Annotated in this window: 21 protein-coding genes; 14 read left to right on the top strand and 7 right to left on the bottom strand. The window is 69.2% G+C overall.

Going from position 1 to position 24983, the window contains the following annotated elements:
- Window positions 1-78: 78 nt before the first annotated feature.
- From ACLJO0_RS34525 to ACLJO0_RS34515, 3 genes are read left to right on the top strand one after another with little or no spacing between them, the layout of a single operon-like run.
- Window positions 79-879: a siderophore-interacting protein gene (locus ACLJO0_RS34525; protein ID WP_410583248.1), complete on the top strand. Its 801-nt coding sequence runs from the start codon at window positions 79-81 to the stop codon at window positions 877-879.
- A 10-nt stretch (window positions 880-889) separates the two neighbouring features.
- Window positions 890-2125: a serine hydrolase domain-containing protein gene (locus ACLJO0_RS34520; RefSeq protein WP_125793201.1), complete on the top strand. Its 1236-nt coding sequence runs from the start codon at window positions 890-892 to the stop codon at window positions 2123-2125.
- Between the two features lie 10 nt (window positions 2126-2135).
- Window positions 2136-3365, top strand: coding sequence for a styrene monooxygenase/indole monooxygenase family protein (locus ACLJO0_RS34515; RefSeq protein WP_410583246.1), 1230 nt, complete (start codon window positions 2136-2138; stop codon window positions 3363-3365).
- Here the strand turns inward: ACLJO0_RS34515 and ACLJO0_RS34510 are convergent.
- A complete protein-coding gene (locus ACLJO0_RS34510; protein ID WP_410583245.1) occupies window positions 3341-4804 on the bottom strand; it encodes an alpha/beta hydrolase in 1464 nt (487 codons plus the stop codon). The genes ACLJO0_RS34515 and ACLJO0_RS34510 overlap by 25 nt on opposite strands.
- Before the next feature lie 174 nt (window positions 4805-4978).
- Here ACLJO0_RS34510 and ACLJO0_RS34505 point away from each other — a divergent pair, with 174 nt between their 5' ends.
- Window positions 4979-6469: an FAD-dependent monooxygenase gene (locus ACLJO0_RS34505; protein ID WP_410583243.1), complete on the top strand. Its 1491-nt coding sequence runs from the start codon at window positions 4979-4981 to the stop codon at window positions 6467-6469.
- 470 nt (window positions 6470-6939) lie between these two features.
- Here the strand turns inward: ACLJO0_RS34505 and ACLJO0_RS34500 are convergent, their stop codons facing one another.
- The 4 genes from ACLJO0_RS34500 to ACLJO0_RS34485 are packed head-to-tail and all read right to left on the bottom strand — an operon-like array spanning window position 6940 to window position 11689.
- Window positions 6940-7929, bottom strand: coding sequence for a TIGR03842 family LLM class F420-dependent oxidoreductase (locus tag ACLJO0_RS34500; protein ID WP_410583241.1), 990 nt, complete (start codon window positions 7927-7929; stop codon window positions 6940-6942).
- Between the two features lie 10 nt (window positions 7930-7939).
- Window positions 7940-9325, bottom strand: coding sequence for a dihydropyrimidinase (gene hydA, locus ACLJO0_RS34495; protein ID WP_410583239.1), 1386 nt, complete (start codon window positions 9323-9325; stop codon window positions 7940-7942).
- On the bottom strand, window positions 9325-10167 hold the full coding sequence (locus ACLJO0_RS34490) for a nitrilase-related carbon-nitrogen hydrolase (protein WP_410583237.1): 843 nt from the start codon (window positions 10165-10167) through the stop codon (window positions 9325-9327). Before ACLJO0_RS34490 ends, hydA begins: the two co-directional genes overlap by 1 nt.
- Window positions 10118-11689, bottom strand: coding sequence for an NCS1 family nucleobase:cation symporter-1 (locus tag ACLJO0_RS34485; protein ID WP_410583235.1), 1572 nt, complete (start codon window positions 11687-11689; stop codon window positions 10118-10120). Before ACLJO0_RS34485 ends, ACLJO0_RS34490 begins: the two co-directional genes overlap by 50 nt.
- A 241-nt stretch (window positions 11690-11930) precedes the next feature.
- Between ACLJO0_RS34485 and ACLJO0_RS34480 the strand changes: the two genes are divergently transcribed.
- From ACLJO0_RS34480 to ACLJO0_RS34470, 3 genes are all read left to right on the top strand, one after another.
- The gene (locus ACLJO0_RS34480; protein WP_255431248.1) at window positions 11931-12614 is read left to right on the top strand and encodes a response regulator transcription factor; all 684 of its coding nucleotides are present in this window, start codon (window positions 11931-11933) and stop codon (window positions 12612-12614) included.
- Window positions 12611-13648, top strand: a complete 1038-nt coding sequence (locus tag ACLJO0_RS34475; protein WP_125793209.1) for a sensor histidine kinase — start codon at window positions 12611-12613, stop codon at window positions 13646-13648. The genes ACLJO0_RS34480 and ACLJO0_RS34475 overlap by 4 nt, the downstream gene beginning before the upstream one ends.
- A gap of 127 nt (window positions 13649-13775) precedes the next feature.
- Window positions 13776-15344: a DUF4153 domain-containing protein gene (locus ACLJO0_RS34470; protein WP_410583234.1), complete on the top strand. Its 1569-nt coding sequence runs from the start codon at window positions 13776-13778 to the stop codon at window positions 15342-15344.
- Between the two features lie 120 nt (window positions 15345-15464).
- Here the strand turns inward: ACLJO0_RS34470 and ACLJO0_RS34465 are convergent, their stop codons facing one another.
- Together ACLJO0_RS34465 and ACLJO0_RS34460 are read right to left on the bottom strand one after the other, a co-directional pair.
- The gene (locus ACLJO0_RS34465) at window positions 15465-15830 is read right to left on the bottom strand and encodes an SSI family serine proteinase inhibitor (RefSeq protein WP_410583233.1); all 366 of its coding nucleotides are present in this window, start codon (window positions 15828-15830) and stop codon (window positions 15465-15467) included.
- Window positions 15831-15889: 59 nt separating this feature from the next.
- On the bottom strand, window positions 15890-17512 hold the full coding sequence (locus tag ACLJO0_RS34460; protein ID WP_410583232.1) for a PucR family transcriptional regulator: 1623 nt from the start codon (window positions 17510-17512) through the stop codon (window positions 15890-15892).
- A gap of 275 nt (window positions 17513-17787) precedes the next feature.
- Between ACLJO0_RS34460 and ACLJO0_RS34455 the strand changes: the two genes are divergently transcribed.
- The 7 genes from ACLJO0_RS34455 to ACLJO0_RS34425 all read left to right on the top strand — a co-directional run bounded on the left by ACLJO0_RS34455 (window position 17788) and on the right by ACLJO0_RS34425 (window position 24906).
- Entirely contained in the window at window positions 17788-19284 is a 1497-nt protein-coding gene (locus ACLJO0_RS34455) for a CoA-acylating methylmalonate-semialdehyde dehydrogenase (RefSeq protein ID WP_410583231.1), read from the top strand.
- Between the two features lie 516 nt (window positions 19285-19800).
- A complete protein-coding gene (locus tag ACLJO0_RS34450) occupies window positions 19801-20409 on the top strand; it encodes a DUF1707 domain-containing protein (RefSeq protein ID WP_410583229.1) in 609 nt (202 codons plus the stop codon).
- Between the two features lie 81 nt (window positions 20410-20490).
- Window positions 20491-21516: a heat-inducible transcriptional repressor HrcA gene (gene hrcA, locus ACLJO0_RS34445; RefSeq protein ID WP_125793213.1), complete on the top strand. Its 1026-nt coding sequence runs from the start codon at window positions 20491-20493 to the stop codon at window positions 21514-21516.
- Between the two features lie 41 nt (window positions 21517-21557).
- Window positions 21558-22721: a molecular chaperone DnaJ gene (gene dnaJ / locus ACLJO0_RS34440; RefSeq protein WP_410583228.1), complete on the top strand. Its 1164-nt coding sequence runs from the start codon at window positions 21558-21560 to the stop codon at window positions 22719-22721.
- Window positions 22722-22724: 3 nt separating this feature from the next.
- Entirely contained in the window at window positions 22725-23477 is a 753-nt protein-coding gene (locus ACLJO0_RS34435; RefSeq protein ID WP_410583227.1) for a 16S rRNA (uracil(1498)-N(3))-methyltransferase, read from the top strand.
- 491 nt (window positions 23478-23968) lie between these two features.
- Complete coding sequence (locus ACLJO0_RS34430; protein ID WP_410583226.1) at window positions 23969-24559, top strand: TetR/AcrR family transcriptional regulator; 591 nt, start codon at window positions 23969-23971, stop codon at window positions 24557-24559.
- Window positions 24556-24906: a histidine triad nucleotide-binding protein gene (locus ACLJO0_RS34425; protein ID WP_410583224.1), complete on the top strand. Its 351-nt coding sequence runs from the start codon at window positions 24556-24558 to the stop codon at window positions 24904-24906. Before ACLJO0_RS34430 ends, ACLJO0_RS34425 begins: the two co-directional genes overlap by 4 nt.
- Window positions 24907-24983 lie beyond the last annotated feature (77 nt).

Raw genomic sequence — 24983 nt, 5'->3', positions numbered from 1 at the left:
GATGGGAAACCTGACCCGGTAGACGGGCGAGAGGCGTACGCTCGGTTAGGTTCACCTAACCCAGGAGAGGAAGTGTGCATGGCCGAGGCGAGGAGAGCGGTATCAGCGACCCGGTTGCGGGTGCTGCGCACCGAGCGGATCACCCCGCACATGGTCCGGATCGTCGCGGGGGGCGAAGGGATCGCCTCGTTCAAGCCCAACGAATTCACCGACGCCTACGTCAAGGTGCACTTCCCGGTACCCGGCGTCACCTATCCCGAACCGTTCGACCTGACGCGGGTCCGCGAGGAACTGCCGCGCGAACAGTGGCCGCGGATGCGTTCCTACACTGTCCGGGCGTTCGACCCGAACCTCGGCGAACTGGTGCTCGACTTCGTCCACCACGGTGACGAGGGCATCGCCGGGCCGTGGGCCGCCGCCGCGGAACCGGGCGACGAACTGCTCATTTCCGGACCCGGCGGGGCGTACGCGCCGGGCGAGGAGGCCGACTGGCATCTGCTCGCCGGGGACGAGAGCGCCCTGCCGGCGATCGCCGCTTCGCTCGAGGCGATGCCGGCGGGTGTGCCCGTGCACGCGGTGATCCTCGTGGAGGACGCGGCCGAAGAGCAGTCGCTGACCACCAAGGGCGACGCGCGGATCACCTGGCTGCACCGGAGCCGGGGTGACGATCTCGCGGCCGCCGTCCGCGCGCTCGACTGGCGTGAAGGTGTCGTGCAGGCGTTCGTCCACGGCGAGGCCGGGTTCGTCCGGGACCTGCGGCGTCATCTGCTGGACGACCGGGTCATGCGGCGCGACCTGCTGTCCATCTCCGGATACTGGCGGATCGGGAAGACCGACGAGGCGTGGCGACTGGAGAAACGGGCCGAACGGAACGCGTAGCCTCGGTCGCATGATCGAGCTGAAGGTGGACGTCGACCCGGCCGAGGTGGGTTTCGACGCGGAGCGACTGCGCCGGATCGACAAGCACTTCGACGGGTACCTGGAGCGCAATCGGATTCCCGGGTACCTGGCCGTGGTGACCAGGAACGGGAAGGTCGCGCATCTCGCGTCGAACGGGCAGCGTGACATCGAGGCCGGGCTGCCGGTCGAGACCGACACGATCTGGCGCGTCTACTCGATGACGAAGCCGGTCACTTCCGTTGCCGCGATGATGCTCGTCGAAGCGGGGCTCATCGACCTCAAGGACCCGATCTCCCGCTGGCTGCCGGAGTTCTCGGAACCGCGGGTGTTCGCCGGGGGCTCGTCGGTGAAGCAGGCGACCGTGCCCTCGGCCGAACCGATCCGCCTCTGGCATCTGCTCACCCACACCGCGGGGCTGACCTACGGTTTCCACCGCACGCATCCGGTCGACGCGCTCTACCGTGAGGCGGGGTTCGACCTCGGCACCGCGCCGGGGCTCGATCTGGCGGCTGTTTCCGAAGCGATCGCGCGGCTGCCGTTGCTGTTCCAGCCGGGTTCGGAATGGAACTATTCGGTCGCGACGGACATCCTCGGCAGGCTCATCGAGGTCGTCTCCGGTCAGTCACTCGACGCCTTCTTCGCCGAGCGGATCTTCACCCCGCTCGGCATGCACGAGACCGGATTCCAGGCCGCCGCCGGTGATCTCGACCGGCTGGCCGCGCTCTACGTGCCGCATCCGGTCACCAAGGAGCCGTTCCGTCACGACGAGCTGGGCAACGTCGGCCGCGTCGCGCCCTCGTGCTTTTCGGGCGGCGGGGGGCTGGTCTCCACAGCGGGTGACTTCCACCGTTTCGCCCAGATGCTGGTGCGCGGCGGCGAACTCGACGGCGTCCGGCTGCTCGGCCCGCGTACGGTGCGGCTCATGGCGACCAACCACCTGCCCGGCGGCGTGGACCTGGAGACCTGCGGACGGACCGGGTTCTCCGAGGCGCCGTACGACGGTTTCGGCTTCGGGCTGGGCTTTTCAGTGCTCGACGACCCGGTGAAGGCCAAGACCCTCGCCAGCGCCGGGGAATTCGCCTGGGGTGGCGCGGCGAGCACCGCGTTCTGGGTCGATCCGGACGAGGACATCACGGTCCTGTTCTTCACCCAGTTGCTGCCGTCGTCGACCTATCCGATCCGCGTCGAATTGAGGAACCTGGTGTATCAGGCTTTGGTCGACTGAGGGGGGAGCCATGCGCCGGATCGTGGTGGTCGGGGCCGGACAAGCCGGGCTGGTCCTGGCCTTGGGCCTGCAACGGCACGGATATGCCGTCACCGTGGTCACCGACCGCGACGCCGAAACCATCCACGCGGGCAGGCTCATCTCGAACCAGTGCGTGTTCCACCCCGCGCTGACCAGGGAACGCGCGCTGGGCATCAACTTCTGGGACGGACAGGCCCCGGAGATCCTCGGCGCGTCGTTCGGGCTCGCCGGGGACTCCCCGGAGCCCGCCGTCTCGTGGCAGGCCCGGTTCGACCATCCCGCGCAGTCGGTCGATCAGCGGGTCAAGGTATCCGACTGGCTGACCGCCTTCGCCGAACGCGGCGGCGAAATCCGGATCGGCAAGGTGACCCCGGACGCGCTGGAGGAGTACGCCCGCGAGTTCGATCTCGTGCTGGTCGCCGCCGGACGGGGACCGCAGTTCGACGCCCTCTTCCCGCGTGACGACGCACGTTCCCCGCACCGCGAACCACAGCGGGCCATCGGGATCCTGTACCTCGTGTCCGGCCGGGGCGAACCGCTTCCGGTGTATCCGGGGCTGACGTTCGGGCTCTCCCCGGCCGGTGAGCTGTTCGGGCTGCCGATCCAGTCCGTGCGCGGACCCGTCTTCGGTCTCGGGTTCTTCGGCGTGCCCGGCGGCCCCATGGACGTCTGGGACGGCGTCACCGGCCTCGACGAGCATTTCGCCCTCGCGATGGCGTTGCTGCGCAAGCAGTTCCCGTGGGTCGAGGAGTCGCTCGCCGACGCCCGCCCCAGCGGGCCGCTGGACGTCCTGCGCGGCCGGGTCCTGCCGATCGTGCGCGATCCGGTCGGAACGCTGCCGTCGGGGGCGAAGGTCCTGGCGATGGGCGACGCCGCGGTGACGAACGATCCGGTCGCCGGACAGGGCGCGAACATGGCGGCGCACGCCGCGGCCGTCTACGAACGGCGCATCCTCGACCACGGTGACCGTCCGTTCGACGAAGCGTTCCTGCGCGGCACTTTCGCCGAATACTGGGAAAAGGCGCAGCACGCGACCCGGCTGAGCAACGATCTGCTCGCTCCGCCACCGGATCACGTGCTGGCCACCTTGGAAGCCGCGCAGACGGCGCCCGAGGTGGCGCGCCGGTTCGCGAACATCTTCTCCGACCCCGTCGACTACGCCGGTTGGCTCACCGACGAGGGCGCCGCTCGCGCCTACCTGGCGTCGAAAGGCGCGTGATCCGGGGCGCAGACGGTGCCGCGTGCCGGAAGGCGTCCGTTGGCCAGGTACGCGTCGAGTGCCGCGTCGACACAGGCGCTGCGGTTCGCGGCGCCGTGCCCCCAGGCGTCCAGCGTCAGGAGCCGGGCGTTGCCGAGGATGCGTTCGGCCCGTTTCGCCCCGGCGTACGGCGTTTCGGGGTCGCCCTTGCCATTGGCCAGCAACAGGATCGGCGCGGTCGGCCGGTTCCATGGCCCCGTGTATCGCGCCGGGTCGGAGGCGGGCCAGAAGGCGCACGGCAGGGAGAGATACGTGTCGTAGGAACCGAAACCGCGGCTTTCCCGGTCGGCCGCGCGGGCCGCGCGAGGCCAGACTGCCGGGTCACGCGGGTTCGTCGTGTCCGCGCAGATCGTCCCGCCGCCACCCAACGCGGAGTCGAAGGGGGTCGGGATGGCCCTCGCCGCAACGGGTTTCGTCGCGGACTGGAGGAATTCCGCCAGCGCGGGGGAGCGAGCCTCGTCGGTCAGCGCGCTGTGGGTGCGCCGGATGACCTCCTGATAGGTGATCGCGCCCGGCGTGGCTTCGAGCCGGTCGAGGAGCGCGTCGTACTTGGCCCGCAAGTCCTTGCCCGGCTCGCGGAACGCGCACCGGGTGTCGGCCGCGCACGCGTCGAGGAACGCCTGCAGCGCGCGGTCCGCGTCCCGGAAGCCGCCGAGCCTGGTGCTGAACGGGACGTTCGCGTCCTCCGGACGGTGCCCGGTGGACCAGGCGATCGGATCGTTGACGGCGTCCAGCGCCAAGGCTCCGACGCGATGCGGGAACAGGTTGGCGTACACCTCGCCTAGGTAAGTGCCGTAGGAAAGGCCGTAATAGCGCAGGCGAGGCTCGCCGACGGCTTCGCGCAGCCTGTCGAGATCCCTGGCGACGTTCGCGGTGGACAGATGCCCGAGTAACGGCCCGGCGTTGCGGCCGCATGCGGCGGTGACCTCGCGGACGTCGGCGATCTGCCGGGTCTCCTGTTCGGTCGTGATCGGGAAGTTCCCCAGAACTCGTTTGAGCGGCTCGGTTTCCGCCTCGCTGGTGAAGCAGCGGACCGGCGTGCTGGCGCCGACACCGCGCGGGTCGAAGCCGACGATGTCGAACTGCCGGTGCAGGGACGGCGTCTGGAACTTGCTGAAACGGCCGGGGTTCCCGGGGCCACCGGGATTGGTGAAGAGGGTGCCGCGTTTGTGCTTCTGGTCCGTCGCGGGGAGACGGCCGAGCGCGATGGTGATCCGAGGTCCGCCAGGGTCCTGATAGGACATCGGGACCTCGATCTCGGCACAGTCGTAACCCGGTGGAGAGCCGGACGGACAGGGGCCCCAGGCGAGACCTTTCGGCGCGGCCGAAACCGCGGGCGTGATCGTGACGGCGGCGAGTGCGGTGAGGGTGAGCGCAGTGAGGATGCGGATTCTGGTCACCGGCCCAGCGTCTCGCCTCGCGAGCGCGCGATCCCTGGTGCGTGTACCCGGAAACATGGTGGGGCGTGCCCCTCCATGTTCAATGTATAGCGCACCGGGGGGCTTGCGGCAAGACCCCGGTGGTGCCGCAGAATCCTCGGCCGTAGCGAGAACAGGCCGAACAGGAGTGAAGATTTGACGGACGTCGACGTGATCATCGTGGGTGCCGGCCCGACCGGTCTGATGCTGGCCGCCGAACTCCGGCTGGCCGGTGCGCGCCCGCTGGTCCTGGAACGGCGGCCGGAACAGGGGAAGACTCCGAAGGCCCACGGCCTCAGCGGGCAGATCCTGGACCTGCTGCACTATCGCGGCCTGCTGGAGCGGGTGCGGGGGCTCGTCACCGACCCCGTCCCACCGCATCGTTTCCCGTTCGGTGGGGTGCACGTCGACCTCACCCGGTTCGAGGAGCCGCCGCTGAAGGCGCTTTCGGTACGGCAGCAGTCGCTGGAGCGGCTGCTCGAGGAGCACGCCATCGAGCTCGGCACGGAGGTGCGTCGTGGGCACGAGGTCGTCGGCCTGCGCCAGGACGACGAGTCGGTGACCGCCGAAGTGCGCGGCCCGGACGGATCGTACGAGGTCACCGCCCCGTACTTGGTGGGCTGCGACGGCGGCCGCAGCCCCGTCCGTGCGATGGCCGGGATCGGCTTCCCCGGCACCACCTACCCCGAGGTCAACCGGATCGGGCAGGTCAAGATCCCCGACGGGCTGACCGTCCACGACAACGGTGACATCGAGACGCCGGAACTGGGCCGGATCAAAGCGGGCTTCACCCGCACCGAGGCCGGCGTGTTCGCGCTCGGTTCGCTGACACCGGGGATCCTGTTCATCCAGACCACTGAGGACGATCCCGGCGAGGTCGACGACGACGTGCCGATGACCCTGGCCGAACTCGGGGACAGCATCCGCCGGGTGCTCGGCGGGGACGTCCCGCTGGGCGACGCGGTCCGGCTCTCTCGCTACCAGTTCTCCGCCCGCCAGGCGGAGCGCTATCGCGAGGGGCGGATCCTGCTGGCGGGCGACGCGGCCCACCTGCTGCCGTCCACCGGCACGGCGATCAACGTCGGCATGTCCGACTCGGTCAACCTGGCGTGGAAGCTGGCCGCCGAGATCCAGGGCCGGGCGCCGGAAGGACTGCTGGACACCTATCACGCGGAACGGCACGCCGCCGGTGCGCGTGCGCTCCTGCAGTCCCAGGCACAGGTCGCGTTGCGGCGCGGGCACGACGAAGCCGCAGAAGCGCTCCGCGCGGTCTTCCAGGAACTGCTGGACGACGAACAGGCCGCGCGACGACTGGCCTCCCACGTCGCCGGCACCGACACGCGCTACCCGATGCCAGGCTCCGGGCACGCGCTCGCCGGCAGGTTCGTCCCGGATCTCGCGCTGGAGACCGACCAGGGCGCGACCAGCGTCGCCGAATTGCTGCGGCCGGCGCGGCCGGTCCTGCTCGACCTCGCCGGGCGACCGGAACTCCGCGAACTCGCGCAGGGGCGCGTGGACGTTCACACCGCGAAGGCCGAGGACCGGCCCGCCGACGTCCTCCTGATCCGCCCGGACGGCTACGTCGCCTGGGCGGGCGACACCGACGCCGAAGGCCTGCGCGAGGCCCTCGCCGCCTGGTTCGGCTGACCCCCCCACCGCAATTATTTGAGGGGTAAGTCAAAGGTGTCGTGGTCGTGTGGTGGGGCCGGCGGTGAGGTGAAGGCGTCCTTCGTCCCTGCTCTGTGGTGCGAGCCCGTTCGTCCCGGGGGCGGGCGGAGCTAAGCCGTGACTCGCGTGATTGGATGCCGCATTCGGGTGTCCGGCGTCCAAACACGCGAGTTATTGAGGGGTAAGGCCAAGTTCGCAACGTCGGGTGCAGGGTACGGTAGCGAGGAGGGGGCTTTCGCGCGCGGCCGCTGTGGCTGAGACCCATGGTCGAGATGCGTCGCGAAAGCCACTTTCGCGACCCCAGGCGTCGCGAAAGTGGCTTTCGCGACACGGTCGCCCACGGCCCGCGAGCGAATCCCCGCGACCCGACACCTTTGCGTTACCCCCCCACGCAATCAGTCACCTACTTGCGGCGGTTTCGCGCGCAAGTAGGTGACTAGTTGCGGGAGTCAGCGGTTGATGACCTCGGAGCCGTAGCGTTTCAGGGTTTCCTCGCGCTGGTCGTGCATGAGGTACAGCGCGAACTGGTCGACACCGAGCGAAGCCAGCTCCTCCAGGCGTTCCCCATGCGCCGAAGACGGCCCGAGCAGGCAGAACCGGTCCACGATCTCGTCCGGGACGAAATCGGTCGACGGATTGCCAGCCCGTCCGTGGTGCGAGTAGTCGTAACCCTGCCGCTCGCGGATGTAGTCGGTCAGTTCGTGCGGCACCGGCCCGGAATCGCCGTACCGCGCCACGAGATCCGCGACGTGGTTGCCGACCATCCCGCCGAACCAGCGCAACTGTTCCCGCTGATGCGCCAGATCGTCGCCGACGTAGGCCGGGGCCGCGAGGCAGATCGTGATCCCGGCCGGATCCCGTCCGGCCGCGCGAGCGGCCTCACGGACCGAACCGATGGTCCACCGGGCGATCGCGGGATCGGCGCATTGCAGGATGAAGCCGTCGGCGTGTTCGCCGACCGTCTTCAGCGCCTTCGGCCCGTATCCCGCCATCCACATTTCGAGTCTGCCGTTGCGGATCCAGGGGATCTGCACCGGCTTGTCCCGCAGCAGGACTTCGCGTCCTTCGGCCAGTTCCTTGACCACGTGCATGCAGTCGCGCACGGTGGCCAAAGTGGACGGTGGCAGGCCGACCACCCGGTGTGCCGAGTCGCCGCGGCCGATCCCGCAGACGGTCCGGTTGCCGTACATGTCGTTGAGCGTGGCGAAGGTCGACGCCATCACCGACCAGTCCCGGGTGGCCGGGCTGGTCACCATCGGGCCCACGATCATCGACGACGTCGCCGCGAGGATCTGCGAGTAGATGACGAACGGTTCCTGCCACAGCACGCACGAGTCGAACGTCCAGCCGTAGCGGAAACCCTGGTCCTCGGCGGCCTTCATCAGCCGCACGAGGTCGCGTGCGGGCGGGTCGGTCTGGAGCACAATCCCGAAGTCCACGGCCACCGCCTCAGTTCAGGTACTGGTTCAGGTCGCGCGAGAGGAATTTCCCGTGCGTCGTACTGCCCGAGAAGCCGGACGGCGACACGACCACGCGGCCGCGCGACAGCACCGTTTCGACCTTGCCGGTGATCTCCAGTCCTTCGTAGGCCGAGTAGTCCACGTTCATGTGGTGCGTCTCGACCGACAGGGTCTGCTTCGCCGCCGGGTCGTAGACGACGATGTCCGCGTCCGAACCCGCCGCGATGACGCCCTTGCGCGGGTACAGCCCGAACATCCGTGCCGGGGTGGTGGAGCAGGTCTCGACCCAGCGGCCGAGGGTGAGCTCGCCAGCCACGACACCCTGGTGCAGCAGGTCCATCCGGTGCTCGACGCCGGGGATCCCGTTGGGGATCGCGCGGAAGTCGCCGCGGCCGAGCTCCTTCTGGTCCTTGAAACAGAAAGGACAGTGATCCGTGGACACCACCGAGAGGTCGTTGGTGCGCAGCCCTCGCCACAGGTCCGCCTGATGCGACTTCTCCCGCAGCGGGGGAGAGGCGACGTACTTCGAACCCTCGAAATCGGGTTTGGCCAAGTCCTCAATGGACAGATAGAGATACTGAGGACACGTCTCCGCGAAGACGTTCTGCCCGTTGTCGCGCGCTTCCGCGACCGCGGCCAGCGCCTGCGACGCCGAGAGGTGCACGATGTACAGCGGCGCCCCGGTGACCTTGGCCAGCTGGATCGCGCGCGAGGTCGCCTCGCCCTCCAGCTCCGGCGGCCGGGTGAGCCCGTGTTGCACCGGATCGATCTTCCCGGCGGCGAACGCCTGAGCGGCCAGCTGGTCGATCGCGATGCCGTTCTCCGCGTGCATCATGATCGTCGCGCCGATCTCGCGCGCCTTCTGCATGGCCAGCAGGATCTCGCCGTCCGTGGAGTAGAACACCCCGGGATACGCCATGAACATCTTGAAACTGCCGACGCCGCCGTCGACGCAGGCCTGCATCTCCTTCAACGACGAATCGTTGACGTCGGAGACGATCATGTGGAAGCCGTAGTCGATGGCGCAGTTCCCGTCGGCCTTCTCATGCCACTTGTCCATAGTGGACAGCAGAGAGGTGCCCTTCGCCTGGACGGCGAAGTCGATGATCGTCGTCGTCCCGCCCCACGCCGCCGCCGTCGTCCCGGTGCCGAAGGTGTCGACGGAATGCGTTCCGCCGAACGGCATCTCCATATGAGTGTGCGCGTCGATCCCACCGGGCAGCACGTACTTCCCGGTGGCGTCGATGGTCTCGTCGGCGGGTCCCAGCGTGCCGGGGGCGCCGACGGCCGAGATCGTCTCGCCGTCGACGAGGACGTCCGCCGCCGAAGCGCCCGCCGTGGACAGCACCTGCCCGCCGCTGATGAGGGTGGTCATCACGCCTCCGCGAGGGGTCCGTAGCTGTCGGGGCGGCGGTCTCGATAGAACGCCCACAGGTCACGGACTTCGGCGAGCTTGCCCATGTCGAGGTCGCGGATGACGATCTCCTCCTCGGTGTCGGAAGCGGCCTCGCCGATCAGCTGACCGCGAGGGTCCGCGAAGTACGATTGACCGTAGAAGTCGTTGTCGCCCAGTGATTCCACGCCGACGCGGTTGATCGTGCCGACGAAGTACTCGTTCGCGACGGCGGCCGCCGGCTGCTCCAGCCGCCACAGGTACTCCGAAAGGCCCCGGCTGGTCGCCGACGGATTGAACACGATCTTCGCGCCCGCCAGGCCCAACGCGCGCCAGCCCTCCGGGAAATGCCGCTCGTAACAGATGTAGACGCCGATGCGGCCGACGGCGGTGTCGAACACCGGGTAGCCGAGGTTCCCGGGCCGGAAGTAGAACTTCTCCCAGAACCCCTTCACCTGCGGGATGTGGTTCTTGCGGTGTTTGCCGAGGTAGGTGCCGTCGGCGTCGATCACCGCGGCGGTGTTGTAGTACACGCCGGGCTGCTCGACCTCGTACATCGGGACGACCAGCACGACACCGTGGCGTTCGGCGACCTCCTGCATGAGCTTGGTCGTCGGCCCGTCGGGGATGCCTTCCGTGTAGGAGTAGTAGTCGGTGTCCTGCACCTGGCAGAAATACGGGCCGTAGAACAACTCCTGCAGGCAGACGACCTGCGCTCCCTGCGAAGCGGCCTTGCCGATGGCTTCGACCGCGTTCGCGATCATGGACTCCTTGTCACCCGTCCACCGCTGCTGGATCAATCCGGCTCGGACCAGGTCGCTCACTTGCGTCCTCCTCGATATAGGTGGTGCGCTTGCGTTCGGACAGGGACAACAGCAGGTAGACGACGAAGGCGCCCGCCAGGCCGACGACCCAGTTGTAGTCGTAGAGCGGTTTCAGGAGCGGGATCAGGCCGTCTTCGGGGAACGGCCCGCCGTACGCGCCGCCGACCGAGAGCACGGCGCCGACCAGCGTCGCGGCCAGCGCGCGCCAGTTCCAGCCGCCGTTGAACCAGTAGATGCCGCGTTCGGTGTAGAGATCCCGCAGGTTGAGGTGTGTGCGATTGACCACCCAGTAGCCGGCGACGAGCACCCCGGCGACCGCGCCGAGCAGACCGCCGTAGAAACCGAGCCACGCGAAGATGTAGATGTTCGGATCGGAGTAGAGCCGCCACGGCTGGATGAGGATGCCGATGAGCCCGGTGATCAGCCCGCCGACGGCGAAGGTGATCTTCTTCGGGAACGCGTTGGAGAAGTCGTAGGACGGGCTGACCACGTTGGCCGCGAGGTTCGCCGACACGGTAGCCAGCACCAGCGCGATCAGCGCGACCACCACGACGACCGGCGAGTCGAACCGGTCGGCCAGTTTCGCCGGGTCCCAGATCTGCTCGCCGTAGAGGACGCTGCCGCCCGAGGTGGTCAGGATGGCCACGATCGCGATGAACGTCATCGTGGTCGGCAGGCCGAGGAGCTGGCCGCGGACCTGTTTGCCCTGGCTGCCGCCGAACCGGGTGAAGTCCGGCATGTTCAGCGAAAGCGTCGACCAGAACGCGATCATCGCCATCAGTGCCGGGGCGAACACCTTCCAGAAGTCCGGTCCCCAGCCGAGTTTCCCCGGCTCGGCCAGGATCGGGCCGAAGCCGCCCGCCTTGACCAGCACGTAGCCCAGCAGGATCAGGAAGCCGACCGACACCAGCGGCGCCGTCCAGTTCTCGAATTTGCGGACCGCCTCCATGCCGCGCCAGATGATGAGCATCTGCACCAGCCAGAACACCCCGAACGAAAGCCACAGCGTCCAGTGCTGGCCGAGGACGACGGTGGAGTCCTTCCAGCCGGAGCCCGCGAGCCGCCCGACGATGATGTAGATCGCCTCGCCGCCGACCCAGGTCTGGATGCCGAACCAGCCGCACGCGATGAACGCCCGCAGCAACGCCGCCAGGTTCGCGCCGCGCATGCCGAAGAAGGCGCGGGCGAACACCGGGAACGGGATCCCGTACTTCGTCCCGGCGTGGCTGTTGAGCAGCATCGGGATCAGCACGATCAGGTTGCCGATGGTGATCGTGAGCAGCGCCTGCACCCAGTTCATCCCGAGCGCGATCAGCGACGCGGCGAGCGCGTAGGACGGGATGTTGTGCGCCATGCCCATCCACAGCGCGAAGTAGGTGTAGGTGGTCCAGGTCCGCTTTTCGACCGGGACCGGAGCGAGTTCTTCGTTGTAGAAGCGGCTGTCCTTCAAGGACTCGACCTCGCCGAGTTCGACCCGGCCATCAGGATGCACGTGCTGCGTTCCGCGTGCCGTCGGCTCCATTGCGGAATCGTGCTCGCCCGCGCCGCGCGGGTGGGACTGGCAGACTGTTCACTGTTGAGGGCGTCGGAGCGCAGACTGTCGATTGCGTTCGAAGGCTCCTGGTGCATGACCTGCGTCACACACGCGGTCGTTGCAATCCGGCAAACCGGCCGAAACATCTCCACAGGATCTCCACAGCTCACCCGGATGGTCTCCACGGCCGGTGCTTACAGTCATCCCCATGGAACTGGGAGGACGCCGGGTGCTGGTCGTCGAGGACGACGTGACGATCGCCGAGAGCATCGCCGCGCGGCTGCGGGCCGAGGGATTCACCGTGGACCTGGCGCACGACGGCCCGTCCGGTGTCGAGACCGACGCCGAGCGGGAGCCGGATCTGGTGGTGCTCGACGTGATGCTGCCGGGGTTCGACGGGCTCGAGGTCTGCCGCCGGATCCAGGCCCGCCGCCCGGTCCCGGTGCTGATGCTGACCGCCCGTTCGGATGAGACGGACATGCTGATCGGTCTCGGCGTCGGCGCCGACGACTATCTCACCAAGCCGTTCTCGATGCGGGTGCTCTCGGCGAGGGTGCACGCGCTGCTGCGCCGCGTCGAACGGTCGGCCCGCACCGACGTGAGCGAAGCCGGTACGAAGATCGTGCTCGGCGACCTCGAAATCGACGTCGAGCAGCGGCGGGTCACGCGGGCGGGCAATCCGGCCCAGCTGACGCCGATCGAATTCGACCTCCTCGTCCACTTCGCGAAACGTCCGAGAGCCGTGCAGCCGAGGGAACGCCTGCTGAGCGAGGTCTGGGACTGGGACGTCGCGGGCACGGGTTCGGGCACCCGCGCGGTCGACAGCCACATCAAGGCGCTGCGCCGCAAACTGGGCGCGGACCTCATCCGCACCGTGCACGGCGTCGGCTACGCGCTGGAGGTGGGATCGTGAAGCTTCGCCCGCTGCTCGGCCGGATCGTCGACGCGCTCCCGAGACCGCTCGACCCGGTCCGCTCCATCAAGCTCAAACTCGCGATCCTGCTGGTGTCCTCGGGCGGTATCGCGTTCGCCTTCTTCAACTGGCAGATCGGCTGGCTGCCGCCGCGGACCACGATCGCCGCGATGGTGCTCGCCGTGGTCACCTCGCAGATCCTGGCGCACGGGATGACCAGGCCGCTGCGCGAGATGACCGCCGCCGCCCGCGCGATGGCCAAGGGCGACTACACCCGGCGGGTCCGCGCGACCGCCCGTGACGAGGTCGGGGAGCTGTCGCACGCCTTCAACCAGATGGCCGCCGACCTCGACGCCTCGGATCAGCGCCGGCGCGAGCTGATCGCCAACGTCTCCCACGAACTCCGCACGCCGATCACGGCGCTGAACGGAGTGCTGGAGAACCTGGTCGACGGCGTCGCCAAACCCGATCCGGCGACGTTGAAGACCGCGCTGCAGCAGACCGAACGGCTCGGCAGGCTGGTCTCGGAACTGCTCGACCTCTCACGGATCGACGCGGGCGCCTTCCCGTTGCAACTGGAGGAATTCGACCTCGAATTGCTGCTGGAGGAGGTCGCCGCCGAAGCGGGGATCACCGCCGCCGCGACCGGCCGTGGCGTGCGGTTCGCCGTCGACGTCCAGCCGCCCGGCGCGACGGCCGTCGCCGACCGCGGCAGGCTCTACCAGGTCGTGGTCAACCTGCTCGACAACGCCGTCCGGCACGGACCGGCCGGGGGCGAGGTCAGGGTGCGGGCGGAGGTCCGTGAGGCCGACGTCGTCATCGAGGTCGAAGACGAAGGCCCCGGGATCCCGCCGGGGGAGCGGGACAGCGTGTTCGAGCGGTTCACCCGCGGCGAGCGGGCGGGCGGCGGCGGCACCGGCCTCGGTCTCGCGATCGCGCGATGGGTGGTCGACCTCCACGACGGCAGCATCGCCGTCGTCACCCCCGAGCAGCGGCAGGGCTGCGTCATCCGCGTCGTGATCCCCGTTCCGTAGGGGCTGAAGGGGACTTTCCCCGCATGCGATGAGGCGAAAGCGCCCTTCGCCGCGTGAGATGAGGTGAAGGACCCTTTCAGCCCTCCTTGTGACTCACGAGATGTGCTTTCGCAAACTGGAGGATTTGATGAGCGAAGACCAAGAAGACCGGCAGGCGCACGCGTCACCCCCGGCGGCGACGACCACACTGCCGCCCCAACCCTTGCCGCCCGCACCGCCGATCCCGGTGCTGAGGCGGCCCCGGGTGCCGCCCAAATCGACGATCGTCCCGCTGCCCGGTTCGGTCCTGCCCGCGGCGGTCGCGGCCGGACTGGTCACCGCCGTCGCCATGCCGGACGACCCCGGAGTCGGCTGGTTCATCGCTGGGCTCGCCTTCGCGGTGGCCGTCTACTTCGCCGACAAACGCGCCCGCGGCGACGGCGAACCGCATTTCCGCCTGGTCAACGCGGTGTGGGCGGCGGCAGCGCTGGGACTGCTCGCGGTCGGCATGTTCCGCGCGTCGGTGTGGCTGAACGTGCTGTGCGTGCTGGCCGCGTTCGTCGCAGGATCCCTCGCGGTGGTCGGGAAACGCACGGTGAACACGATCATCTATGACGTCTTCGCGGTCCCGATCGAAGCGCTGCTTTCGATCCCGTGGATCGGGCGCGGGCTCGCGAAGCTCGGCACGAAACAGGAAGGCCGTACGCGGCCGAGGTTCCTGGTGCCGGTGCTGGCGAGCGCCGGGCTGCTGCTGGTGTTCGTCCCGCTGTTGCGCGGCGCGGACGCCGCGTTCGCGAGCGTCGTCGACGCGGTGATCCCCGAGCTGAACCCGGGAACCTTCGTGCGCTGGGGTTTCCTCTTCGTCGCGGCCGCGTTCGCCGTCACCGGGGCGTGCTACCTGCTGGCGGCACCACCGCTGCCCGCCGACGACGAAGCGCCCCGCAAACGCCTCGCGCACCGGCTCGAATGGACGTTGCCGCTGGGTGTGCTGGTGCTGCTGTTCACGAGTTTCGTCGTGGTCCGCCTGGTCGTGTTGTTCGGCGGCACCGAATACCTCCTTGCCACGAGCGGCCTGACGGCGGCCGAATACGCCAGGAGCGGGTTCTGGCAGCTGTCCGCCATCACCGTGCTGACCCTGGTGCTGGTGGCCGCCGCGTTGCGCTGGGCGCCGAAGTCCTCGGCGGCCGATCGCGTCTGGCAGCGGGGACTGCTCGGCGCGCTGAGCGTGCTCAGCCTGGTGCTGGTCGCGTCGGCGTTGAGTCGCATGTGGACATATCAGCAGGCATACGGGTTCACCGTGCTGCGGCTGCTGGTCGAGGTCTGCGAACTCTGGCTCGGCCTGATCTTCCTGCTGGTGCTGGTTTCCTTGATCCCGCTGCGGTCGGCCTGGCTGCCGCGCGCGGCCATCGGAGCCGCTGTCGCGGCGTTGCTGGGGCTGGCCGTCCTCGATCCGGAACGGTTCATCGCCGACCGCAACATCGACCGGCTCGCCCACGGCAAAACCCTCGATACCGGTTATCTGTCCCGGTTTTCGGCCGACGTCGTGCCGTCGGCCGACCGGCTCCCGGAGCCGCTGCGGTCGTGCGTGCTCGGCCGGGTCGTGACGGGAATTCCGGAAGATGATTGGCGCGAATGGAACCTGAGCCGGTCCCTCGCGCGTCAGACCCCCGTTGCCGCGAAGGACGGGATCGGGTGCCGGTACCTGCCCCGTTCTTGAGCCGTGACACCACGGCCTTGATCGCCCTCGTGGGGGTGAGGGCGATCAAGGCCGCGGTGAACGGCGCCGCCGGGCCACCGAGGGGGAGGCCCGGCGGTCACCTTGCCGGCGGTGTCGCGGTCAGAAGGTGAAGACGCCCGCCGATTCGGCGTCGGCGACACAGCGGTTGGCGTACGAGGTGCGGTAGGTGACCGGTTCGCCGCGCCACTTGCCGACGGCGGAGACGTCCACCGGGGAGTATTCCAAGGTGCAGGCCCGCGGTTCGGGCCGTAGCCTGTCGAACTCTCCGTCCACTTCGGACAGTTTGGCGCAGGCGCCGCCGCGTCCCGGGTGAGACCCCCCGGTGGGTTCGCAGGTGAGCGAGACGGTGCCGACCCGGCCCCTGGTGTCGTGGCTGGTCAGCTGAAACGTGGATTCGGCGGGTTGCGCCGGGGCCATGCAGGCCAACGCGAGTACGCAGGCGCCGATCGGTTCGAAGAAAGCCATATCAACCCTATCGGCTGACATGACCCGGTGACTGTGTTCCACGCTTGGGTGAGATTTGCTCACTCGGACGTGTGGTCGTCGGCTTCTCGAATGTCGTGGGCGAGCAAAGCGACATAAAGGGAGAGCATCGACTCCGGTTCTTCGAGCCGCACCCCGAGTACCTGCTCGATCCTGGCCAGCTGCTGGTAGTAGGCGGTGCGGGAGGTGTGCGCGGCCGCCGCGGCCGCCGATTTGTTGCCGCCGTGTTCGCAGTAATGTCTCAACGCCTGAACGAGTCTGCTGCCCTGTGCGGCGTCCCGGTTCAGCAGCGGGCCGAGCTCCCGCGCGGCGAACGCGGTGATCCGTTCGTCGCCGGACAGGAGATGCAGCAGCCCGCGCAACCGGACGTCGTCGAGCCGGTGGACCACCCGTTCGACGTTCTCGGTGAGCGCCGCGGCGGCGACCTGCGCGGCTTCGACGAGTGTCCGGCGTGCCTCGGCGGGTCCGCTGCCCGTCGTGCCGACCGCGACCACGGCGGGCGCCCCGGCGCGGGCCTCGTGGACGTCGGTGGCCAGCCGCCGCAGGACCGCGTCCACCCCCGCCTCCGGCGAGAGCGCGATCAGCGCGCGCACCAGCGTGTCGTCCGTGGCCACCAGCGCGGACACCTTGGCGCGCCGGGCGGCGAGCGCGGTCGCCTCGGCGAGTTCCCGCAGCAGCACCGGGGTCGACTGCGTGGTCTTGGCGGTCGCGGTGATCCTTGGCCGCACGGCGACCCCGACCAGCAGCCGTCCCGTCAGCGGGACACCCAGCGCGGACGCCCGCGCGGTCAGCTCGGCGGGCGGCACCGGATTCGCCAGCAGTTCGGTCAGGATCGCGCGATGCGCCTGGCGTTCGAGGCTGTCGGTGTCCTTGGCGACCAGCCGGTGGACCGCGAGCGCGGACGCGGCGCGTTCGGCGACCACGACGTGCCGTCGCGGCGGCGGATCCCCGCAGACGACGACCAGCCGTCCCCAGTCGTGCCCGCGCGCGCCGACCACGGTGATCAGCCAGCCCGCGCCCGGGTGGTAGCCGGTCCGCTCGCCGACCTGCACCGGCCGCGACCGGGACGGCCAGCCGGGCAGCAGTTCACCGGGATCGGTCCCGGCCGTGTCGTAGGCGAGGACTTCGTGCGCGAGCGTCTCCAGCACGACGGGATGTTCGGTGAGCCTCGCGACCTCGCGCAGGATGTCGCCCGGTTCGGCGCCCGCGACCGTCAGCGCGGTGAACGTCTCGTGGACCCGCTCGGCCGCGCGGAGTTCGTCGACCTGGGCGTCGACGATCAGCCCGTTCACCGCCTCGGTGACCGAAACGAAGCGCGTCTCGCGTGAAAGGGTGATCAGCGGGACACCGTGGCGGTCGGCGGCGTCGACCAGCGCGGACGGCAGCTTCTCGCTCCAGTGCCGGACCAGTTCGATGACGATCCCGACCACTCCGACACCGGCGAGATCGGCGATGTACCTGGCCAGCGCGGCGCCGTCGTCGGGCAGCGCGACCCCGGTGGTGAGCACGAGTTCCCCGCCGCGCAGCAGCGGGGCGATGTCCGCGACCTCGGCGACGTGCGCCCAGCGGACCGGCGCGTCCAGCCCCGCCGCCCCCGCCACCACGTGGGGCCTGCCCTGACGCAGCACCGGCAGCGCGAGCACCTCGGCGACGGTCGGGTACATCGGCCTCCCACCTGGTCGGAACGCAGAGTATTCGTCGGTGAACCCGCGTCCGCGATCGACGTCGGCAGGACGCTACCGCGATAGCGGGGCCTTCGGCCGTGGCGGGTTCACGCGTCTGGTCACCTTTCGAGGTACGTCTGCAGCTCCGCCAACAGCACAGAGACAGACTGTACGGCCGGGACCGGGACTCCGTACACGTTGCCGATGGCGTCGGTGTGGCGCGCGCGCCCAGACTCGACCGGGAGCAGGCATCCGGCGAACAGGAAGGCGAATCCGTGACCGACCGCATCACCCACTGGATAGACGGCAAACCGTGCGAAGGCGTGAGCGAACGATCCGGTGACGTGTTCGATCCGGCCACCGGCCAGGTGCGCGCGAAGGTCGCCTTCGCCGCGCAGGACGACGTCGACGCCGCCGTCGCGGCCGCCTCCCGGGCGCTGCCGGGCTGGCGCGGGACGTCGCTGGCCGGGCGGACGCGGGTGCTGTTCGCCTTCCGTGAGCTGCTTTCGGCGCGGCGTCACGAGCTGGCGAAGATCGTTACCAGCGAACACGGCAAGGTCGAATCCGACGCGGCGGGCGAAGTCGCGCGCGCCATCGAGAACGTCGAGTTCGCTTGCGGCGCGGCGCAAATGCTCAAGGGCGGGTTCAGCGAAAACGCCTCCACCGGTGTCGACGTCTACTCGATCTCGCAGCCGCTGGGCGTGGTCGGGGTGATCTCGCCGTTCAACTTCCCGGCGATGGTCCCGCTGTGGTTCGTGCCGAACGCGCTCGCCTGCGGCAACACCGTCGTGCTCAAGCCGAGCGAGAAGGACCCGTCCGCGGCCGTGTTCATCGCGGAACTGTTCGCCGAGGCGGGCCTTCCCGACGGCGTCCTCAACGTCCTGCACGGCGACAAGGTGGCCGTCGACGGGCTGCTGGAACACCGCGACGTCAAGGCGATCTCGTTCGTCGGATCGACGCCGATCGCGAAGTACGTCTACGAAACCGGGACCAGGCACGGGAAACGCGTCCAGGCGCTCGGCGGCGCGAAGAACCACATGGTCGTCCTCCCGGACGCCGACCTCGACCTCGCCGCCGACGCGGCCGTCTCCGCGGGCTTCGGCTCGGCGGGGGAGCGGTGCATGGCGGTGTCGGTCGTGGTCGCCGTCGACCCGGTCGGCGACGAACTGGTCGCCAAGATCGCCGAGCGGATCAAGCGGCTCCGCGTCGGCGACGGCATGCGGCCCACCTCGGAGATGGGGCCGCTCGTCACCGCCGCCCACCACGAACGCGTCGAGTCCTATGTGGAAGCCGGAGTGGAAGCGGGCGCCCGGCTCGTCGTCGACGGCCGCGGTATCGAGGTCGACGGCGAGGACGGCGGCTTCTGGCTCGGCCCGACCCTGTTCGACCAGGTCACCCCGGACATGTCGATCTACACCGACGAGATCTTCGGACCGGTGCTGGCGGTCGCGCGGGCCGAGGGCTACGACGCGGCGCTGGAGCTGATCAACGCCAACGCCTATGGCAACGGCACCGCGATCTTCACCAACGACGGGCGGGCCGCGCGGCGGTTCCAGAACGAGGTCGAGGTCGGGATGGTCGGCGTGAACGTGCCCATCCCGGTGCCGGTCGGCTACTACTCATTCGGCGGATGGAAGGACTCGCTGTTCGGCGACAGCCACGCGTACGGGCCGGAAGGGTTCCACTTCTTCACGCGGACGAAGGTCGTCACCTCACGCTGGCCGGACCCCTCGCAGGGCGGGGTGAACCTCGGGTTCCCGCGCAACAGCTGACGCTCGGGCCTCGCCGCCGGTGCCATGAACGGTCCGTTCCTTGTGAAATTTGCCAGGAACGGACAGGCCGGGATGAAGGGAGCTTTCCCCGCATCGTGCGCGCGGAAAGTCCCCTTCGCGTCGTGCGGCGCAGGCGATCAGTTCGCTGACGACCACTAGCGAGCGCGTGCGATGAAAGGCCCCTTCATCGCAAAATTTGCAATTAAGAGGCCTTTCATCGCACGCGCTAGCGTCCACTGGTCACGCTGCCCATGTCGAGGCGCAGCTCTTCGGACTCGACGGGCACGGCGCTCCACGCTGAGTCGGACAGTGCCGGCCGGTGGAAGAAATGCCTGGATCGCCGGTCGTCAAATTGTCGCGGCGGGACGGCTGTCCGCGTCCGCGATTGCCAGGCGGAAATGGTTTTGTCATTACCGGCAGTGCGGCGAAACCGAATTCGCTCATGGCGGTCATGGCTTTTCGCCCGGCCGCCGGGGATCGCCGGAACGATCGCCGATTCCGGTTAGCATCGCCGTCATGTCAGAACCGAAGCGGTCGGCGATGCGAGTGGCCGATTCCGATCGCGAAAACGTCGCGCGTCTGCTGTGCGAAGCCATGGGTGCGGGACGGATCACCGCCGCCGAACTGGAAACGAGGCTGGACGCCGTCTACGCGGCCAGGACTTTCTCGGAATTCGAACCCGTCGTCGCGGATCTGTCCTCCGGCGGCCCCCTCACCCTGTCCCACGCCGGCGACGAGGAGCAAGGCGGACGGCGCTCGTTCGCCGTCATGTCCGCCACCACGCGGCGGTTCGCCGGACCTCTGCCGTCGAACCATGTCAGCCGCGCGTTCTGGGGCAGCGTGCGCCTCGATCTGCGGCAGGCCCGGATCGCCGCCGGATCTTGCACGATCAGGGCGGTGGCGGTCATGGGCGGTGTCAAGATCGTCGTGCCCGAGGACTTCGCCCTCGATGTCCGGGGCATCGGCCTGATGGGCGGATTCGGCACCGGCCGCAGGACGGGGCGACGGCGGCCGACGACGGGCGCGCCGGTGCTGCGCGTCACGGGTTTCGCCTGGTGGGGGTCGGTGAAAGTGATCCGAAGGCCCGTGGAGCACCGGCGGCGCTCCCTTCGCGGGCGCGGCTGACGGCCCCAAAGACGTCCGGCGGCTCCTCGGGCACTATGCCTTCCGTAAACTCGTTGTGAGGACGAGCCGAGGGAGGTGCAGGTGGCCAACGCGGAAGAGCGGCGTTTCGAGGTGCTTCGCGCGATCGTCGCCGACTACGTTTCCAACCAGGAGCCCGTCGGATCCAAGGCGATCGTCGACCGGCACAACCTCGGCGTGTCCAGCGCCACCGTGCGCAACGACATGGCGGCGCTGGAAGAAGAGGGCTACATCACACAGCCCCACACCAGTGCGGGCCGCATCCCCACCGACAAGGGCTACCGGCTCTTCGTCGACCGGATCGCCGAGGTCAAACCACTCAGCGCGGCCGAACGCCGGGCCATCACGGCCTTCCTCGACAGCGGCACCGACGTCGACGACGTCCTGCGCCGCTCCGTCCGGCTGCTCGCGCAGCTGACCAGGCAGGTCGCGGTCATCCAGTACCCGATGATGACCAACTCCGCCGTCCGGCACCTCGAAGTGGTGCCGCTCACCCCGGCGCGGCTGATGCTGGTGCTGATCACCGACTCCGGCCGCGTCGACCAGCGCACCGTCGACCTCGGGGACGTCATCACCGAGGAGAACGTCGGCAGGCTGCGCACCGTGCTCAACGGCGCGCTGGCGGGCCGACGTCTCTCCGAGGCCGCGGCGGCGGTCGCCGAACTGCCCGAGAAATCGCCGGGCGAACTGCGCGACAACCTCACCCGCGTCTGCACCGTGCTGGTGGAATCGCTGGTCGAGCACCCCGAAGAGCGGCTCGTGCTCGGCGGCACGGCGAACCTCACCCGCAACGTCTCGGACTTCCCCGGATCGCTGCGGCAGGTGCTGGAGGCACTCGAGGAGCAGGTCATCGTGCTCAAGCTGCTCGCGGCCGCCCGCAACCCCGGTGCGATCAGCGTCCGCATCGGTGAGGAAAATGAGGACGAGCAGATGCGCAGCACCTCGGTGGTGTCCATCGGCTACGGCATGGACGACCTGCTGCTCGGCGGGATGGGCGTCGTCGGGCCCACCAGGATGGACTACCCGAACACCATCGCCGCGGTGCGCGCGGTGGCGAACTACGTGGGGCAGATCCTCGCCGGCCGCTGAACGCGGCGGTGAGGGCAAAGCAGAAGGAGAAGGCGGAGACGGTGGCGAGGGACTATTACGGCATTCTCGGGGTTGCGAAGAACGCGACGGATCAGGAGATCAAGCGCGCGTACCGCAAAATGGCCCGTGAACTGCACCCCGACGTCAACCCGTCGGAGGACGCCCAGCATCGCTTCGGCGAGGTGACCACCGCATACGAGGTGCTGTCGGATCCGCAGAAGCGCAAGATCGTCGACCTCGGCGGCGACCCGATGGACGGCGGGGCGCGCGGTGGGGGCGGAGACCCGTTCTCCGGCTTCGGCGGCCTCGGCGACATCATGGACGCCTTCTTCGGCGCCGCCGGAGGCGGCGGCGGCCGCGGCCGTGGCCCGCGCAGCCGCGTCCAGCCCGGCTCCGACGCGCTCATCCGCCTCGGCCTGACCCTCGAGGACTGCGCCACCGGCGTCGACCGCGAGATCACCGTCGACACCGCCATCCTCTGCGACCTGTGCCGCGGTGCCGGCGCGGCCGACGGCACCGGCACCAAGACCTGCGACACCTGCGGCGGCGCCGGCGAGGTCCAGTCCGTGCAGCGGTCCTTCCTCGGCCAGGTCGTCACCGCCCGCCCCTGCCCGGTCTGCCGCGGCTTCGGCGAGGTCATCCCCGACCCCTGCCGCCAGTGCGGCGGCGACGGCCGCGTCCGCTCGCGCCGCAACGTCACCGCGAAGATCCCGCCGGGCGTAGGCGACGGCATGCGCATCCGGCTCTCCGGACAGGGCGAGGTCGGCCCCGGCGGCGGCCCCGCCGGCGACCTGTACGTCGAGATCGACGAGGCACCGCACGAGGTCTTCGTCCGGCAGGGCAACGACCTGCACTGCAACTTCCGCATCCCGATGACCACCGCCGCCCTCGGTGCCACGGTGCCCATCGAGACCCTCGTCGACGGCGACTACGAACTCGACATCGAGCCGGGCACCCAGCCCGCCACCGAACTCGTGCTCACCGGCAAGGGCATGCCGCGGCTGCGGTCCTCCGGCCGCGTCGACGGCCGCGGCGACCTGCACGTCCACATCGACGTCGTCGTGCCGACCAAACTCGACGACGCCCAGCGCGACCTCCTCGTCGAACTCGCCCAGCAGCGCGGCGAAGACGTCCCTTCGCTCTCCTCGAACGGCTCCAAGCCCGGCGGACTGTTCTCCAAGCTGCGCACCAAGAACCACCGGTAACCCGTGCCAGAGACGACACTGCCGGTCTTCCTCACCGCCGCGCTGCCCGGCTCCGGGCGCACCACCCTCGACGGTGAGGAAGCCCGGCACGCCGCCACCGTCCGGCGACTGCGCGTCGGCGAACACCTCGTGCTGTCCGACGGCGAAGGCGGCATGGCGCGCTGCGTCGTCGAAGCCGTCCAAGCAGGCAGAGACGCGGCACTCACCCTCGCCATCGAAGAACACTGGACCGAGGAACCACCCGCACTGCGCGTCATCGTCGCCCAGGCACTCGCCAAAGGCGACCGCGGCGAACTCGCCGTCGAACTCGCCACCGAAGCAGGCGCCGACGCCATCGTCCCCTGGCGCGCCGCCCGCAGCGTCGCCCGCTGGGAAGAAGGAACCCGCGGCGACAAAGCCCTCGGCCGCTGGCGCGCCACCGCCCGCGCCGCCGCCAAACAAGCCCGACGCGCCCACGTCCCCGAAGTCGCCGAACCCGCCACCACCCGCGAACTCGCCGAACTCACCCAGACCGTTTCCCGCGCACTCGTCCTCGAATCCGGCATCACCACCCGCCTCACCGAGATCGAACTCCCGGCACAAGGCGACATCCTCCTCATCGTCGGCCCCGAAGGCGGCATCACCGACGAAGAACTCACCACCCTCACCGACGCCGGCGCCACCGCCATCCGGTTGGGCCCCACCGTTTTACGCACCTCCACCGCCGCCGCCGTCGCACTCGGCGCACTCGGCGCACTCACCGACCGCTGGAAGTGAAAAAACACCCCACTAATTTGCGGCGAGTTATGGCGCGATCACACAAACAGCCGTTACTCTCGTTAACTGACGCGCAACACACGGTTTCGGCGCGCCACTGGGGATGAAGCCCAGTCGCGCGCGTGAATCCCCGCCGGGCACCTCCCCCCTCGGTCCGGCGGAGCCGCGGCGGCGGTGGAGCGACCCCCAGGCTCCACCGCGCCGCGGCGTCTTCATTTGGGGGCTTCGCAAGTCGCTTCGCTCCTTGCTGCGTCCCAAATTTCGCGCCGCGGCGCGGTTCCGCGTGTCTGCCCGGGGGGCCGAGCCCCCCGGACCCCCCACGGTGCGTCCGGCGGCGGTTGGCGGGTGGGGTCGGCATTGGGCCTGGCGGCCCTTGCCTGGTGAGAGGGAAGCGGGTCGGCGTTGGGCCTGGCGGCCCTTGCCTGGTGAGCGGGAAGCGCGGCCCGCTGGTGTGTGCGGGGGTTGTGGGTGGTGGGCAGTAGCTTGGCGGGATGGCGAAGCGGATGGGCGGGGCGGAGAGAAGGGCGCAGGTGGTGGGGGTCGCGGCGCGGGAGTTCGCGGAGAATGGGCTGAAGGGGGCGTCTGTTGAGGTGATCGCGCGCGAGGCGGGGATTACGCAGGCGTATGTGTTCCGGATGTTCGGGACGAAGAAGGCGTTGTTTCTGGAGGTGGTGGGGGCTGCCTTCGATCGGTTCAGTGAGGGGATGGCGGAGGCGGCTGAGGGGGCCGAGGGGCTTGACGCGCTTTCGTTGATGGGCGCGCAGTATCACGGGTTGCTCGCCGATCGGACCACGCTCATGGTGCAGCTGCAGGGCTTCGCGGCTTGTGGGGACAGCGAGGTCCGCGATTTCGTGCGGTCGCGGTTCGGCCACATGTGGGACACGGTCGCCGGAGCCGCGCAGCTCGATCCGGTGACCCTGAAGTCGTTCCTCGCCTTCGGCATGCTTCTCAACAACATGGCCGCCCTCGACGCCGCCGAGCTCGACGAACCGTGGGCCGAGGGAGTGCGCACCCGCATCCACGCCGGTTTGTTCGAGCACATCACCAGCGAGACCAACCGCGACGTTAGGGTGGGGGAATGAGTGACGCGGAGACGTTGTTCGAGCGGATCATCGCGGGCGAGATCCCGTCCGACAAGGTGTACGAGGACGAGACGACCTATGCGTTCCGGGACATAGCGCCGCAGGCGCGGGTCCACGTGCTCGTCGTGCCGAAGAAGCGGTACCGGAACGTCGCCGAACTGGCCGCCGCGGACCCGCGGCTCCTCGCCGACGTGACCGCCACCGCCAAGAAGGTCGCGGAGCTCGAGGGGATCGCCGAATCCGGGTACCGGGTGGTCTTCAACACCGACCGTGACGCCGGGCAGACCGTCTTCCACGTGCACGCGCACGTGCTCGGCGGCGAGCAGCTGGGGCATTTCGGACGCTGAAGCGCGCGGCCTGCGGAAACCGGACTGCGTGCCGCCCTCCGCAACCAGTAACATCGACCTTGTCACTGTCGTTGAAA

The sequence above is a fragment of the Amycolatopsis sp. lyj-108 genome, from assembly GCF_046549005.1.
Taxonomy (GTDB): domain Bacteria; phylum Actinomycetota; class Actinomycetes; order Mycobacteriales; family Pseudonocardiaceae; genus Amycolatopsis.
Note: the sequence above shows the minus strand (reverse complement) of the source record. Positions and strands in the feature narration are given on the sequence as shown.